Genomic DNA, 15,662 nt, shown 5'->3' on the forward strand with positions numbered 1-15,662 from the left:
TTTTTTTACCGCTAGGCATTACCGAAAATTTTTGGAGTTGGGAAATTATTTCTTCACCTTGCTTTTCACGCCGTTAACAAAGGTTTTTGCAGGCTTGAATGCGGGAATATTATGAGCCGGAATTATAATGGTCGTATTCTTGGAAATATTTCTTCCCGTTTTCTTTGCTCTTTTCTTAATGATAAAGCTTCCAAAACCCCTGAGATATACATTTTCTCCGGCTGCAAGAGAATTTTTTACAGCTTCCATAAAAGTTTCAACAGTTGCCTGTACGGCTACTTTTTCAATACCGGTTTTGTTTGCAATTTCGGCTACAATTTCTGCTTTTGTCATATTCTGATATTTTTAAAGATTGATAATAAATTTTTTTATTAGGGTTGCAAATATATGATTATTTTAATTCAGTTAAAAATTATTCTGTTTTTTTACAAAAAAATAATCCTTTATCTATCTGATTTGTTTATGTTTGAAAACATGATACAGATGGTTTTCATAGCCCTGTCTTTAGATACTGGCAAATGGATTTTCAGGAATTAATCATCACCTGGTATGATCAACATAAGCGTGACTTGCCTTGGCGTCATACAGAGGACCTTCATGATTACCCGGTGCCACGGCTGATCGAAATGTTCCTGCAGGACAATAAAATGTCTTTTCAGGAGAATGAAAATAAAAAATAATTAAAAACAGGGTCACAATTTTGTGTTTTCCGGATAAATAGTAAAAGATGAAAAACGGTTTGCTATACTGTAAACTTTAAGCCGAGTTCATTTTATATTAATTTTGTGTTATCCAATTTATTAATCTTTAAAACAACTTATTATGGCAGGAGTTAATAAAGTTATTTTAATCGGGAATTTGGGCAGAGATCCTGAAATTCAGAGTTTTGATAATGGGTTGAAGAAGGCGACGTTTACCCTGGCTACAACTGAATCATTCAAAAACAGAGAAGGCACGAAAGAACAGCATACCGAATGGCACAGGATTGTTCTTTGGAGGGGATTGGCTGATATCGCCGAATCATATTTAAAAAAAGGTAGCCAGATTTATCTTGAAGGAAGAATCAGGACAAATCAATGGAAAGACAAAGATGGGAATCCGAAATCACTTGTCGAAATTGAAGGTACTTCAATGACCATGCTGGGTGTCAAACGTGATACACCGCTTTCACCTGTTACAGATGAAACACTTGCAGAATCCCAGGTAAACGAAGAACCAGCAAACCAGACGGACGATTTGCCATTCTAGATGGAAAGTTCCCTGGTGGTTTTTTTAGTGAAGAGGTCGTTCAGCCTATTATAGGTTGGCAACCTCTTCATACAATCATGGAGGCCAATAAGAATAATTGTGTATTTTTGCAAATGCATAATTACGGGTCATTTAATCATTTATTTTGGAATTCTTGGTCGCGCTTCCTCGCCTGTTTAGTGTGTGCTTGCTGGCCGGCATAGCTAAAGTTTTTTCAACCGGTATTATCGTTGCCCTGCTGGTCATCATCATTTTACTTTTTTTCTCCGCCATGATTTCTGCTTCAGAGATCGCTTATTTTTCTATGTCACCGCCTCATCTCAGCAAAATCAGATCATCCAGGAACAAAAAAGACACTGTGATCCTTCATTTGCTTGGACAACCCAAATATCTTCTTGCAACCATATTGATTGCCAACAATTTCATAAATCTGGGCGTGATTGTTCTGTCGACCTATATCACTACTGAATTATTTGATCTGATGGTTTATCCGGTGTTAACTTTTATTACGCAAGTGGTTATTGTCACGATTATTATACTGTTATTCGGTGAAGTCATGCCTAAAATCTATGCAACACAGTATCCCCTGAAAGTAGCCAATCTTATGGCAGGTCCTTTGCACATAATGGTTAATTTGTTGTTTCCATTGAGTACCCTACTTGTCAGGTCGACATCCATTATTGATAAACGCATGACCAAAAGGGGGCATGACATTTCAAGGGACGACCTTTCCGAAGCCATTAATATCACCTCCAGCGAGGCCACACCCGAGGAAGAAAAAAGGATTCTTAAAAGTATTGTCCGCTTTGGCGATATGCAGGTAAGTGAGGTGATGAAGCCAAGAATGGATATCACTGCTGTGGATGCCAAAACTACCTTCCCGGAACTTCTCCATATCATCATCCGATCTGGTTATTCAAGGATACCGGTGTATGAAGATGCCATTGATAATATTCTGGGAATCCTGTATGTCAAAGACCTTATCCCTCATCTTGACAAGCAGGAACACTATCAATGGTTCTCCTTACTGCGCCCCGCGTTTTTCATTCCCGAAAATAAGAAGATCGATACCCTTTTACAGGAATTCAGGGATAAAAAAATACACATGGCTGTCGTTGTTGACGAATACGGCGGCACATCAGGACTGGTGACCCTGGAGGATATCATCGAGGAAATCGTCGGAGAAATCAGTGATGAGTTTGATGAGGAATCAGATGTAATCAGTTACACAAAACTGGATGATCATAATTATATTTTTGAGGGAAAGACTTCGATCAATGATTTTTGTAAAATCCTGGATATTAATGATGATATCTTCGATGAAGTAAAAGGTGAATCAGATACACTTGCAGGGCTTATCCTGGAATTGATGGGTAAGATACCTGAAAAATCTGACAATATTTTTTTCAGGAATTTCGTGTTCAGGATTGAATCAGCAGACCGCAGACGAATAAATAAAATCCGAGTGACATTAAATGATGAAACTAAAGAAAATGAGTCATCCTGAAAGATGGTTTTTTTTACTGATTTGCATGGCCCTGCTGTCTGTATCCTGCAAACGACAATATACACCAAAACCAAGAGGGTATTTTCGTATTGATACTCCCGATAAAACGTATATCCTTCTGGATTCAATTTTTCCATTTACTTTTGAATACCCTGTTTATGCCAGGCTTTTACCTGATCCTTATGCCCCCGACCAACCCTTTTGGATGAATATCGATTATCCAAGGTTTCATGGGAAACTGCATTTAAGTTATAAAACTGTAAACGGCAACCTTTCTGACCTCTTTGAAGATTCCAGAACACTGGTTTTTAAACATATTCCAAAAGCTACTTCCATTGAGGAACAGGAAATCAGGGACAAGGAAAGGGATTTATATGGGATGATTTATCAGATCAACGGATCAGGAACAGCATCTCCTTATCAGTTCTTTATCACCGACAGCTGCAGGCATTTTGTCAGGGTCGCTCTTTACTTTAATATCAGACCTAACAATGATTCGCTGGCCCCGGTTATTGATTTCATCAAACAGGATATCATGCATATGATTGAAACTTTTAAATGGAAAGACAATCCTTTAAATAAGCATTCCCGGTAAGTTTTATTATCAGTAATTGCGTCAGCTCATATCATTAAATTTTTATCTTTGCCATCTTATTTCGTAAAGGTATTATTGCATTTGTCTTTGTTGGGAATGTTCATATTGAAAATATTTATAAAAAGAGTCGTTTCGATTTTATTGTTGCTGGGTATGACCATCCCCGTGTTTGGTCAGTCAGATACTTATTCGAGAGCAAAGATAAACACCGATGAACTAGGGCTCAAAAAACTCGCTGAACTGGGTATACCCATTGATGAAGGTATAATTAAAAAAGGTGTATATATAATTTCGGATTTTTCTGACACCGATCTGCAAAAAATTATGTCTAACGGATTTACTGTCGAAATCCTGATTAATGATATGTCTGCTTATTATCAAGATAGGAATACGCGTCAAAGCGAGAGTATAGGGTCTGATGCTCAGTTACGGGATTACCAGATTCCTGATGATTTCAGCCTGGGTTCAATGGGTGGTTTCTGCACATATGAGGAAATGCTGGCACATCTCGACAGCATGGCTGCCAAATATCCCACTCTTATTACAGCCCGGGCACCGATCGGTGATATTCTCACTCATGATGGTCGTCCTTTGTATTGGGTAAAGATATCTGATAATCCGCAAGTCAATGAAGATGAACCTGAGGTTTTCTATACAGGTTTGCATCATGCCCGTGAACCTATTGGCATGCAGCAATTGCTTTTTTTCATGTATTATCTTCTCGAAAACTATGATACAGATCCGAATATCAAGAACCTTGTGGATAACAGGGAATTGTATTTTGTTCCGGTTGTGAATCCTGATGGCTATATATACAATCAGGAAACAAATCCCAATGGCGGTGGCATGTGGCGGAAAAACATGAGAGATAACGGCGATGGCTCCTATGGTGTGGACCTGAACAGGAATTATGGTTATATGTGGGCTTACGATGACGAGGGTTCTTCTCCCTATACATGGGCTGACACTTATCGCGGTCCTGATGCCTTTTCCGAACCCGAACCACAGGCTATAAAACTTTTCTGCGAGGAACATAATTTCCAGTTTGCCTTTAATTACCATTCATTTGGCAATGATTACCTCTATCCATTTGGATACACTCACATTTATACCCCTGAACCTGATGATCAGATATTTCAGGCTTACGCTCAGGCGATGACTGTGGATAATGATTTTCTGACTGGTACTCCCTGGGAAATCTTATATTCTACAAATGGAGATGCCAATGACTGGTTATATGGGGAGCAGTTGACAAAGAATAAGATTTTTGGCGTGACACCTGAAGTCGGTACAGAAGATGATGGATTCTGGCCTGCTTCCGACAGGATCATCCCTCTGTGCCAGGAAACTATGCTGATGAATTTGCTGGCTGCCTATTATGTTGGCGCCTATGCCGAAGTTAAAAATATCAGCCCGTCAATCATAGAGCAGACTTATGGATATTTTCTATTCGACCTAAAACGTCTTGGTCTAAATAATAATGGCACATATACCGTCAGTATTTCCCCTGTCGGTGATGAAATACAGAACATCGGGGAGCCAAAAGTTTTCACGGGACTTGAAATTTTGCAGTCCCTGACAGATTCTATCGGATTCAGTTTAAATCCAGATATTTCGAGTGGTCAGGCCATAACCTATATTCTCTCAATTTACAATGGATTCTTTACGACTTCAGATACTATACACAAGGTTTATGGTGTGCCGGTAACTGTGTTTGAAGATGACTGCAATGCTCTGATAAACTGGAATGCTGGTTCATGGGGCATCTCCACAACGCAATTCCATTCTCCTACCGGATCAATTACTGATTCACCCTTTGGCAATTATCAGAATAACATTACCTCATCCATAACCCTAAACCAATTCATTGATTTGTCTACTGCAGAATATGCTGTGTTAAATTTTTGGACCAGGTGGGCTATTGAAGCCCGATGGGATTATGTACAGGTGAAAGCTTCATCAAATGGTGGTATAACCTGGATACCATTAAATGGTAAATACACAAAACCCGGAAACTCAAACCAGCTTCCCGGGCAACCTCTTTATGATGGATTCCAGACTAACTGGGTAAAGGAAGAGATCGACTTACATCAGTTTCTTGGCGATAGCATTATCATTCGTTTTACTCTGGTGAGCGACGCCAGTTCGAGAGAGGATGGTTATTATTTCGATGATCTCAGTGTAACGATTATCGATATATATAGCGGAATAGGTGAAAACATTATGCCTGATCAAATTATTCTTTCCGGTCCGGTTCCCAATCCCGCAAACTCCGAGGTCAGGATTACCTATTCACTACCGCGACTAATGTCAAATACCAGAATGGTTATGTGTAATGCTCTAGGTCAGAAAACAGCAGAAGTGATTATAAAGAATGAATCGGGATCAGTGACTTTTAATGTTGAAAGCTGGCAGCCGGGTATATATTATTATATTTTGACCGGACCCTTTGGTTCATCGCAGGCTAAAAAACTGATTATTCAATAAAACAGATAATAGCAAAAACTATTAAATCGTATTTTTTTTTAACTTCAATTTACTATATAAAGGCCAAAAGGAATGTAGAAAGTTGTGTAACATAATCAATGAAAGGGGATGGTGCAATGATTCACACTATTAAAATTGGTACTCTTAAATGGCATCATATCAGTGATCCTAAAGAGGACGATCTCAAATTCCTTGAAGAAGAATTTTACTTCCATCCTCTGGATATTGAGGACTGTCGCAGCTTTAACCAGCGCCCTAAGATCGATATTTACGATGATTACTATTTTCTTATACTTCATTTTCCAAGTTTTGACCGGTGGGATAGATTTATTGTCACCAAAGAAGTTAAAATATTCTGGGGTGAAGATTATGTTATTACGGTCGGGAAAACCCATGAAGTGGTCGACAGGATATTTGATGAATATAAGGAACATGCCGAGAAAAGACTGGAGTTTGACTTCGGAACAAGCGACGCCCTGCTATACAGGATTCTTGACCGGATAATGAACGATACCTTTACTCTGATCAGAAAAATTGGTTTGGAACTCGAACTGCTCAACCGTGAATTGTTCAATCGCAGGGCAGAACGGATCATTGAGAGGATATCGTTAACGCGGCGGAATATCATTCTCCTGAATACGATGTTCAAACCCCAACTCCGCCTCTTCCACATGTTTGAGTCGGGCGATATTAAAGGTTATGCTGACAGCATGGAGGAATACTGGGGTAATATCCTCGACCATTCGCAGAAAATTTGGGACCTGACAGAAGACTATGCCGAACTTATTGAAGGTTTGTCTAAAACCTTTGACTCCCTTCAGACCAATAAAATAAATGAGATCATGAAAATATTGACCATGATCTCATCTATTCTTCTTCCTTTGACATTTATCGCCAGCTTATATGGGATGAACCTGACCAAATTGCCGTTGAGCGGGAATCCGAATTTCTTCTGGATCTTAATGGGTGGAATGCTTGCATTGGGAGTGGCGATGATTGTTTATTTCAAGAGGCGAAAATGGTTGTAAACCTCTTTGATTTGTCACAGCTTGTTATTTTTTGAGGAATCTGTCTGGATATCAATAGATTCCTGGTGTATACGGGTAAATAATTTTATCAGGAAATCCCTGCTGATTCCAAGCCTCACCCCCTTCTTCACCCTGTCGGAAACGAGCTTGCTCCAACGGTCTAGCTGAAGGACTGTGACCTTGTACTGCTCCTTGAATTTACCTATTTCCCTCACAATATCCATCCGTTTTGAAAGAATTCTGATCAGTTCATCATCGAGTCTGTCAATTTCAGCCCTGAATTCTTCCAATCTGGATTCAAATTCAGGTTCACCCTTTTGCTGTTTTATAACCAGCTTCGATAAAACAACCTTCAGGTCTGCAGGAAGTATTTGTTGCAGGGCATCTGTTCTGGCCTTATCAGGATCAAAATGAGATTCGATCATCAGTCCATCCATTTTAAGATCCATAGCTTTATGAGCAATATCAAATATCAATTCTCTTTTGCCACCGATATGGCTTGGATCGCAAATCAGAGGCAGATGTGGAATCAGACGTTTGAGTTCGATGGGAATCTCCCACATGGGTATATTCCTGTAAATAGAATTTTCAAAATGGTAAAAACCACGGTGTATGGCGACCAGTTTTTTGATGCCTGCTTCATTCAGTCTTTCCAATGCTCCTATCCAGGCGTTGAGATCAGGTGCAACAGGATTTTTAACCATGACAGGGATATCAACCCCTTTCAGTACATCAGAGATTTCCTGAATCGAAAAGGGATTTATCACGGTACGGGCACCTATCCATAAGACATCAACGTCAGAACGCAAGGCTTCCTCTATATGTTCTTTTTTTGCCACCTCAACGGCTGTGAGCAAGCGGGTCTCCATTTTAACCTTCCTGAGCCAGTCCAATCCTTTTGACCCCACTCCTTCAAAAACATCCGGCCGCGTGCGGGGTTTCCAAATCCCGGCCCTGAAAATCCTTACCTGTTCAATTTCAGCAAGTCCACGCGCTGTGTTAATCATCTGGCGTTCTGATTCAGCGCTGCATGGGCCCGCAATGACCAGGGGAGGGCTGAACATACTTAACCAGGCATCAATAGGTAATATGTTCAGCGACTTTATGGTATCCATAATATAAAATTATTAAAAAAAAGTATACAAATGAATCAGATCATACCGTTTATCACAGATGTGGATTTCCGTTATGGACTTTAATTTTCCAGACCCGGTCAAAGTCATGTTAATGACGTGGGAGCCATGTTCATTTATACGTTGTAATATAAAAGTCTTTATTTTTGCACTTTGAAATTATATACCGGATATTATGGAGGATATTAAGAATAAAAGTATTAGAGAATTACTAGCATCCAATGATTATAATACAGTATGCACGATTAAAGGATGGGTCAGAACGAAACGCATCAGTAAGAATGTCGCTTTTATTTCAATTAATGATGGTTCAACTATTCATAATATGCAAGTCGTTGCCGACCTGACGAAAATCAAAGAGGAAGATCTTGCACCCATCAATACTGGTGCTGCGCTTTCGGTAACCGGTGTTCTGGTGAAATCGGTCGGTAGTGGGCAACATATTGAGCTTAGTGCAGAAAAAGTGGACATATTGGGTATTGCAGATCCTGATGTTTATCCCCTCCAGCCAAAGCGACACACGCTTGAGTTTTTGAGGGAGATTGCTCACTTACGTTTCCGTACCGGCACGTTTGGAGCTATTACAAGGCTCAGGCACAGCATGATCTTTGCGATACATAAATTCTTCAACGACAGAGGATTTTATAACATACATACACCGATTATTACAGCTTCTGATGCTGAGGGTGCAGGTGAAATGTTCCGTGTGACGACCTTGAATATGAAGGATCTGCCAAGAAAGGAAGATGGCTCGATTGATTTCTCACAGGATTTCTTTGGCCGTGAAACCAATCTTACTGTGTCAGGGCAGCTCGAAGCCGAACTGGCTGCTCTTGCAATGACAAAGGTTTATACTTTCGGACCTACTTTCAGAGCTGAAAATTCCAATACATCACGACATCTGGCGGAATTCTGGATGATCGAACCCGAGGTGGCCTTTGCCGATAATAACGACAACATGGATTTGGCAGAGTCCATGCTGAAATATCTCGTACAGTATGCCCTGGATAATTGTTATGATGACCTGGCTTACCTGAGTAAACGCCAGCAAGATGAAGAAAAGCTTAAGAAGCAGGAGGAACGCTCATCCATGGAGCTCATTGAAAAATTGAGATTTGTCCTCGATAACACCTTCGAAAGGATTACTTATACTGAGGCGATTGACATTCTTATCCAGTCAAATCCCAATAAAAAGAAAAAGTTTTCCTTTATAATTGAAGGATGGGGCGCAGATATTCAATCAGAACATGAACGATATCTTGTTGAAAAACACTTTAAAAAGCCTGTCATCCTGAGGGATTATCCCATGGACATCAAAGCCTTCTATATGAAACAGAACGATGACGGAAAAACAGTCAGGGCATTGGATGTACTGTTCCCTCAGGTCGGTGAGATCGTAGGTGGCTCGCAAAGGGAGGAATCATATGAGAAACTGTATTCCAGGATCAAAGAACTAAACCTTTCAGAAGACAATTTATGGTGGTACCTTGAAACAAGAAAATTTGGCACTGTACCCCACAGCGGATTTGGCCTTGGCTTTGAGCGGTTTATGTTGTTTCTCACAGGAATGACCAATATCAGAGATGTAATTCCATTTCCCAGAACTCCTAAAAATGCGGAATTCTGACCCCTCTCCCTTAAACCTTTCTCCATCAAAAGACAGGAATTGGGGTGAGGTTAATAATTTTCTGTTTTAATAATAGAAAATTTTATTATATTTTTGTAGTAAAGGAAACAGGTCACCCTATGCTCCAGCAAAAATTACAGCAGAAGCTTTTACAAAAACTATCGCCTCAGCAGATTTTGCTGATGAAGCTTTTGCAGATACCTACTGTTGCTCTTGAGCAAAGAATAAAGCAGGAAATAGAAGAGAATCCTGCACTGGATGAAACTCTGGATACTGCTGACTCCGAAGAAGAAAATGAAACACAAGAGAATGAGCCCATCGATAATTTTGAGGATTCTGATGAAGATAAGGATAAGGAAGAAAATGACCGCGATAGTGAAGAGTTTAGTTTAACTGATTACATGGATGAGGATGAGATCCCGGCATACAGGTTACAGGAAAACAACACAAGCCCGGATGATGAAAGACGCGAGATCCCCTTCATATCCACCGTCAGCTTTCAGGAGTATCTCATCTCGCAGATTGGTATGAGAGCATTGACTGAAAAACAGCAAAGCATCGCATTGACTATTATCGGGAACCTGGATGATTCAGGGTATATACAGCGTAGCATCGAAGCCATGGCCGATGACCTGGCATTTTCTCAGAATATTACAGCAACAAAAGAGGAGATACTGGAGGTGCTCCTGGTCATTCAGGATTTCGATCCCCCCGGCGTTGGAGCCAGAAACTTGCAGGAATGTCTTTTAATTCAGCTGAAAAGAAAAAAAGAAGAGCATCCCGAGTCACCTGCATTACAGCATGCTGCCTTCATTCTCGAAAGATATTTTAACGAGTTTACAAAGCGGCATTATGATAAGATCATTCATAAGGCCCGAATAACCGAAGAAGAGCTGAAAGGCGCCATTGAAGAGATCCTGAAATTAAATCCCAAACCTGGCGATTCTCTCATTGAAGTATCCAGAAGCAACTTCTATATTATTCCTGACTTTATTATCCAGAATAAGGACGGAGGGCTCGAACTCATTCTTAACTCAAAGAATGTTCCTGAATTGCGTTTGAGCAGAACCTATCTCGATATGCTGGAAACCTATGCCCACAGCAAGAAAAAAAACAATAATGAGAAAGAGGCCTTCATGTTCATCAAGCAGAAGATAGACTCGGCAAAATGGTTTATCGACGCAATCAGGCAGCGGCAAAATACCCTTTATGTCACCATGCATGCCATAATGGAATACCAGAAAGATTACTTTCTCACCGGTGATGAAACCAAGCTACACCCGATGATTCTTAAAGATATTGCTGAAATTGTCAGTTTGGATATTTCGACAATCTCACGTGTAGCTAACAGTAAATACGTTCAGACTCCATTTGGTACATTCCTGCTTAAAAGCTTCTTTTCCGAATCTTTACAAAATCAAAGTGGGGAAGAGGTTTCTACAAGAGAAATAAAGAAAATATTGACTGATTGTATTGATAGTGAAGAGAAGCAGAAACCGCTCACAGATGACCAGCTGACGAAAATCCTTATGGAAAAGGGGTATAATATTGCACGCAGGACAGTGGCAAAATACCGTGAGCAGCTTGATATTCCGGTTGCCAGGCTTAGAAGGGAACTCGCCTGAGAATTAATAATCCTGATAATCTATTGTTTCTTTTTATAGGGCTCAGGATAAAAAGGAATAATAGATATACCTACCGATACCGGATACATCTCAGGCCCCCAGTTTTTTGTGAATAATTTTGAAAGAGAGTAATATCCGAAAGCATTGATCCACTTCCAGCCAATCCTTGCAGTAACTCCATAATGGTAATCATCAATATTATTTAATCTGAAAAACTTGACTTTAAGCTCGTCAGTATTTCCATTCAGATAATCATTACCGCGGTATTTAGTGTGGCTTTGGAGTAAAAAACCCACTTTAAATCCTGCTGAAAACCTCAGGTTGCTCCTTGTTTTGTAAATAAACTCAAAGGGGATATCAAAATATGTGACTGTGAGTTTATTCTTTTTGTAATTCAGGTCAGGATAAAGTGTTTTAAAAGGAACAAAATCCGAAGTGCCGGTTGTATCTGTGATCAGAAGAGAATTGCTGTACATATTATGTATACTCAGTCCGATGCCCGGGGAAAAGGTTAGATTTGTCTCTCCAAATGGTATGTTATATAAGAAAAACATGTTAAAACCCCTGTTGACAGCTGAAGTCTTCATTCCCGCTGGCTTATCCATCCAGATATCAGTAAATAGGTCAAATCCGGTAGTGATTTTTCTTTTGCCGGCCTCGTCAATGATTTGCGAAAAACCATTAAATGACAAGGATAAAAGGGACAGGAAAATAATGATTCTTTTCATGAATGATCAGGATTGATTATAAAGAACAAATTTACTATTAAATACATCCTGATTTCAGAACATCAGCATTTTTTGTATAATATTTAAGGGACTCTTTCCCAATTTAAGCAGGGAAAGAATCCCCATTCTTTTTTATTTTGTTTTCAATTTACTGACTACTTTGTTTTCATAAACATACACATACTGCCCGTCAGTACTCAAATCGGAAATGGCACCTTTTTTTGCATTGAATTGCAGGTACTTGCACGTGTTAAGGTCAAAAGCAGCAATGTCATCGTTATCGGTTTCCATGATGACGATATTATCGAACATGTCGGCGACATCTGACGTTTTATACTTGCCACTGCACATTAATTCACCTTTTTCGGTATTGTATATGGCCACCCCTTTTTCACCAAACATGGCAATCTTGTTCTGATATGGGAAGATGAGTGTTGCATTGCCCACGCCGGCATTACTGATAGGTACTTCATACATTTCGTTACCTGTGTTTGCATCCATTTTATAAAGGGCTGTTCCGCTGCAAATGTAGTACTGATTATCTATCATTATACCATTTGTAATCCCTTTCCTGAACCTTTCCGAATCCCAGGCAAGTGATCCGTCTTTGGTGTTGAATGCTTGCACCCCACATGGTTTCACATTCTTGTAATATATTTTATAAACCCAATAATAATATGTGACATTATTCACTGTGTATTCCTTTTTAATAACAGCTTGACACTCAACGGCTCCACCGATTTGCAGGATTATCTTATCACCTTCAACCATCATATGTGGAATTGCTTTGGCTTCTTTAATTTCAGGTGAAGTCCACAGAAGTTTACCTGAATTCAGATCGTACTTTTTTATATACTGTGTTCTTTTATTCATCATATCCAGTACATACAGGTCCTGGTCTATAACAACGGGATCAGCCACAGCTCCATATACACCGAACTTTTTTGCATTTATCGGCTTGCCGATGATATCGGGTGTAAAATCAAATGCAGCAGAATACAGATTAGCGCCGGTATTATAGTCATAAACCTGTATCCCGTTCAGGCGAAGGAAGACCTTGTTATTTTCAACATCCAGGTCATAGATGAAATCGCGTGATACGATCTTTCGTTCTGCCCGGCCTATGTATGTGTTTTCCCACACAATATCACCATTGCTCATGTTGAATTTAGCGATCTGGTTTTTAAAGCCGGTGAATAAGGCGCCAAGCCCGCCGGGTACGAAGTTCACAGCTACCATATATCCATCCGACATATAGACATATTTCCCGACAACACCCTTGAATTTAGATGTTGACCACTTTTCTTCACCTGTCCGTGCTTTAATGTAAACCAACATTGTTTTCAATGAGATAGCAAAGGCATCATCTTCAGGTATATATACTAAATTGTCATCCGAAACATCCTGGTATTTATCGGTACTCCACAGCAGTTTACCACTTTCCATGTCCACGCATGCCATCTGGTCTTTGCCCATTTTACGGTCAAACAGGAAAAGGATGTTTGATTCCCAGAACGGAATTAGCTCATCGATCTTCGACAGTTTTGGTACAATTTCTTTGAAAGCAGCAGTCCATTTGGTTTGTCCGGTGTTGTTGTCAAAAAAAGTAATTTCCTTGGCAGAGGCAGCATAGCTGTATCCCCTTTCTTCTGTTCCGGTTCCATTATATTCAATCTTATGCTCCATTTTTTGTTCCCATACGAGGGGCATTTCCTCCTGTGCATAACTAAATAATAGCGATGTAGTTGCGATTAAAGTAAACATCTGTTTTTTCATGATTAAATAGTTTTAATTTGTTTGAATGACATCGAATTTAAAAATGTATTGAAATTTATATGACTTATCTTTCTGCATTTTAAAATTAAATTTAAACATCTTCAGGCGGTCTTTCAACTTGTTCTGGTTCGGGAAATTGTCACTATCACTATTGACAATAAAAACGGTCGCAACTTCACCCCTTCCCCGTATCGTCATGTCGATCGTAAACATCCCCTGAATACCATTTTCTTTCCCGAATGTATAAAGTACACCTCCCGGGGCCATCGCACTATCCAGTTCCAATCTTGCTCTTTGGATTATCTGGTCTTTATCCTCGATCATTTCCAGTTTTTGTGCAAATGATGTTATGGTCAGGATAAACAAAGAAAATAATACCAATGGTTTCATAATCCGAATTTTTATTTTTCAAACTTCCAGAGTACTAATCTGTTTCCCGATGTGATGATCATTGACTTGTTATCCGGCAGGAAGGCAAACGACACCCTTGCATCTAGTGATAACCGTTCTCCTTTCTCCTTATCAATTATCCTGAAACTCACTTGAAACCTGTAAAGCATCTGGCCTGTTTCAAAATCATAGATATGCACCTCTGTATATTTATTAAATGAACTAATAGCAAAGAGTTTCATGTCAGAGCTTAATTTGAAGTCAGGTTCAAAATAATAAGTGATTGTCGGAAAGATCATCCTCAATGGATTCTTATTTGCCACGTCAATGACTGAAACATAACCTTCCTTTGGATTGGATTTTTTTTGCAGTTTCGTGTTGGGAACACTGTGACAGAAAAGATATTGTGAATCCTTTGAGAATATCAGCCTGTACACGATGTCATAAAATTCATCGACAGTAAACAGCTTTTCGAAAGTTTTTGCATCAAAAAGGGTGATCTGCTGTTTATAATCGATGAGTATATCGAGATTCTTCTTGTTGTTTTTATACCTGGGATCACTTTTCAGTTCCCGGGCATCAGTTTTATGCGAAATCGCCAGGTATTTTCCGTCAGGGCTGATTGCAATGGCATTGGTGGCTTCGGGGACTTCGAATGATCCTTCCTTTTCCTGTGTGTTTAAATTCCAGAATGAAACCTCGTTGCCACTCAGGGTTATGGCATATTTATCGTCAGGCGAAATAACCGCGTCATGGTAATTTTGAAAGGTTATAATTTTTTTGCCGGTCTGCGCATCAAGGATTTCAAAATTGACCTCACGGTCCTTGTTCGGAGCAAAATCGAGATAATACAACTGTTGAAGAAGTAAGAGTTTACCCGAGAGTGAATACTTTATCCTGGGCCCTGCAAACCAGTCACCTGCCTCAAATGTATTGATCAACTCCCGTTTTTGCCAGTCAAAAAGATAGAGCGGATAACTCTGTGTGCTGCTGATGGCCAGAGTTTGATTATCAGGTGACAGATCGATCCACGAAAAGTGGTTCTGGATGCCATCTACCTGAAATTTTTCATATTCAACATCAATTTGCTGAGATACTCCATGATAGGTTATCAGGGTAAATCCGAAAAAAATGATCAGGACAAAGGATTTTTTTAACAAGTGCAATGTTTTTATAGGATCTGTAATAACTGGGCTACTCATATTCATTTAGTTTTATTGGGAGAGAATGTCAATATAACATCGCCGATATTTACGAAAATAAATCATTGGAGGTAACAGGCTACGAAGTGTGTTTTGTAATGGTCGTTGTTGAAAATGTTATCGCAATTCCAATACAAGATTAACAAAAGTTAAAGTGAAATGCAAATTATTAGTAAAACTCATCTTTAACAGTTGAATTTTGTATATCATTCATTAGTAACAAAATAAGAGCTTCAAAATTTCTTTTGGCACCACAAATATAGCTTATGTATATATAATTTCATTCTATTCTTATTGTTGGAGGCATTGCTACGCC

Annotated in this window: 14 protein-coding genes; 8 read left to right on the forward strand and 6 right to left on the reverse strand. The window is 39.4% G+C overall.

Translation table 11 applies throughout. From position 1 onward, the window contains the following. Positions 1 to 45: 45 nt before the first annotated feature. Positions 46 to 333: an integration host factor subunit beta gene (locus NT175_09480; protein ID MCX6234934.1), complete on the reverse strand. Its 288-nt coding sequence runs from the start codon at positions 331 to 333 to the stop codon at positions 46 to 48. Between the two features lie 185 nt (positions 334 to 518). Between NT175_09480 and NT175_09485 the strand changes: the two genes are divergently transcribed. The 6 genes from NT175_09485 (at position 519) to NT175_09510 (ending at position 6,865) form a co-directional block, all read left to right on the forward strand. Next, complete coding sequence (locus tag NT175_09485; protein MCX6234935.1) at positions 519 to 680, forward strand: hypothetical protein; 162 nt, start codon at positions 519 to 521, stop codon at positions 678 to 680. A gap of 142 nt (positions 681 to 822) precedes the next feature. After that, entirely contained in the window at positions 823 to 1,248 is a 426-nt protein-coding gene (ssb, locus tag NT175_09490; protein ID MCX6234936.1) for a single-stranded DNA-binding protein, read from the forward strand. 145 nt (positions 1,249 to 1,393) lie between these two features. Then, on the forward strand, positions 1,394 to 2,755 hold the full coding sequence (gene gldE, locus NT175_09495) for a gliding motility-associated protein GldE (GenBank protein ID MCX6234937.1): 1,362 nt from the start codon (positions 1,394 to 1,396) through the stop codon (positions 2,753 to 2,755). Continuing rightward, entirely contained in the window at positions 2,724 to 3,350 is a 627-nt protein-coding gene (gldD, locus tag NT175_09500) for a gliding motility lipoprotein GldD (GenBank protein ID MCX6234938.1), read from the forward strand. Before gldE ends, gldD begins: the two co-directional genes overlap by 32 nt. A 96-nt stretch (positions 3,351 to 3,446) precedes the next feature. After that, positions 3,447 to 5,837, forward strand: a complete 2,391-nt coding sequence (locus tag NT175_09505) for a M14 family zinc carboxypeptidase (protein MCX6234939.1) — start codon at positions 3,447 to 3,449, stop codon at positions 5,835 to 5,837. 116 nt (positions 5,838 to 5,953) lie between these two features. Next, positions 5,954 to 6,865, forward strand: a complete 912-nt coding sequence (locus NT175_09510) for a magnesium transporter CorA family protein (protein ID MCX6234940.1) — start codon at positions 5,954 to 5,956, stop codon at positions 6,863 to 6,865. A 14-nt stretch (positions 6,866 to 6,879) separates the two neighbouring features. Here the strand turns inward: NT175_09510 and NT175_09515 are convergent, their stop codons facing one another. After that, positions 6,880 to 7,980: a bifunctional 3-deoxy-7-phosphoheptulonate synthase/chorismate mutase type II gene (locus NT175_09515; GenBank protein ID MCX6234941.1), complete on the reverse strand. Its 1,101-nt coding sequence runs from the start codon at positions 7,978 to 7,980 to the stop codon at positions 6,880 to 6,882. 193 nt (positions 7,981 to 8,173) lie between these two features. Here NT175_09515 and asnS point away from each other — a divergent pair, with 193 nt between their 5' ends. Beyond that, positions 8,174 to 9,625 (forward strand): asparagine--tRNA ligase, encoded by a 1,452-nt coding sequence (gene asnS, locus NT175_09520; protein MCX6234942.1) that lies wholly within the window; start codon positions 8,174 to 8,176, stop codon positions 9,623 to 9,625. A gap of 119 nt (positions 9,626 to 9,744) precedes the next feature. Further along, positions 9,745 to 11,250, forward strand: a complete 1,506-nt coding sequence (gene rpoN, locus NT175_09525; GenBank protein ID MCX6234943.1) for an RNA polymerase factor sigma-54 — start codon at positions 9,745 to 9,747, stop codon at positions 11,248 to 11,250. A 20-nt stretch (positions 11,251 to 11,270) separates the two neighbouring features. Here rpoN and NT175_09530 read toward each other — a convergent pair whose 3' ends face one another. From NT175_09530 to NT175_09545, 4 genes are all read right to left on the reverse strand, one after another. Beyond that, positions 11,271 to 11,978 (reverse strand): outer membrane beta-barrel protein, encoded by a 708-nt coding sequence (locus NT175_09530; GenBank protein MCX6234944.1) that lies wholly within the window; start codon positions 11,976 to 11,978, stop codon positions 11,271 to 11,273. Positions 11,979 to 12,110: 132 nt separating this feature from the next. Then, positions 12,111 to 13,754, reverse strand: a complete 1,644-nt coding sequence (locus NT175_09535) for a PQQ-binding-like beta-propeller repeat protein (GenBank protein ID MCX6234945.1) — start codon at positions 13,752 to 13,754, stop codon at positions 12,111 to 12,113. Between the two features lie 12 nt (positions 13,755 to 13,766). Beyond that, positions 13,767 to 14,144, reverse strand: a complete 378-nt coding sequence (locus tag NT175_09540) for a hypothetical protein (GenBank protein ID MCX6234946.1) — start codon at positions 14,142 to 14,144, stop codon at positions 13,767 to 13,769. A gap of 11 nt (positions 14,145 to 14,155) precedes the next feature. Further along, a complete protein-coding gene (locus NT175_09545; GenBank protein MCX6234947.1) occupies positions 14,156 to 15,346 on the reverse strand; it encodes a hypothetical protein in 1,191 nt (396 codons plus the stop codon). Positions 15,347 to 15,662 lie beyond the last annotated feature (316 nt).

This window comes from Bacteroidota bacterium (genome assembly GCA_026391695.1).
Taxonomy (GTDB): Bacteria; Bacteroidota; Bacteroidia; order Bacteroidales; family JAGONC01; genus JAPLDP01.

Excerpts from the sequence above, each read along its gene's own strand:
- rpoN (MCX6234943.1), top strand. The coding sequence starts at position 9,745 with ATGCTCCAGCAAAAATTACAGCAGAAGCTTTTACAAAAACTATCGCCT.
- NT175_09510 (MCX6234940.1), top strand. The coding sequence starts at position 5,954 with ATGATTCACACTATTAAAATTGGTACTCTTAAATGGCATCATATCAGT.
- NT175_09505 (MCX6234939.1), top strand. The coding sequence starts at position 3,447 with ATGTTCATATTGAAAATATTTATAAAAAGAGTCGTTTCGATTTTATTG.
- NT175_09485 (MCX6234935.1), top strand. The coding sequence starts at position 519 with ATGGATTTTCAGGAATTAATCATCACCTGGTATGATCAACATAAGCGT.
- NT175_09515 (MCX6234941.1), bottom strand. The coding sequence starts at position 7,980 with ATGGATACCATAAAGTCGCTGAACATATTACCTATTGATGCCTGGTTA.
- NT175_09545 (MCX6234947.1), bottom strand. The coding sequence starts at position 15,346 with ATGAGTAGCCCAGTTATTACAGATCCTATAAAAACATTGCACTTGTTA.
- gldD (MCX6234938.1), top strand. The coding sequence starts at position 2,724 with ATGATGAAACTAAAGAAAATGAGTCATCCTGAAAGATGGTTTTTTTTA.
- NT175_09535 (MCX6234945.1), bottom strand. The coding sequence starts at position 13,754 with ATGAAAAAACAGATGTTTACTTTAATCGCAACTACATCGCTATTATTT.
- ssb (MCX6234936.1), top strand. The coding sequence starts at position 823 with ATGGCAGGAGTTAATAAAGTTATTTTAATCGGGAATTTGGGCAGAGAT.
- NT175_09540 (MCX6234946.1), bottom strand. The coding sequence starts at position 14,144 with ATGAAACCATTGGTATTATTTTCTTTGTTTATCCTGACCATAACATCA.
- NT175_09530 (MCX6234944.1), bottom strand. The coding sequence starts at position 11,978 with ATGAAAAGAATCATTATTTTCCTGTCCCTTTTATCCTTGTCATTTAAT.
- NT175_09480 (MCX6234934.1), bottom strand. The coding sequence starts at position 333 with ATGACAAAAGCAGAAATTGTAGCCGAAATTGCAAACAAAACCGGTATT.
- asnS (MCX6234942.1), top strand. The coding sequence starts at position 8,174 with ATGGAGGATATTAAGAATAAAAGTATTAGAGAATTACTAGCATCCAAT.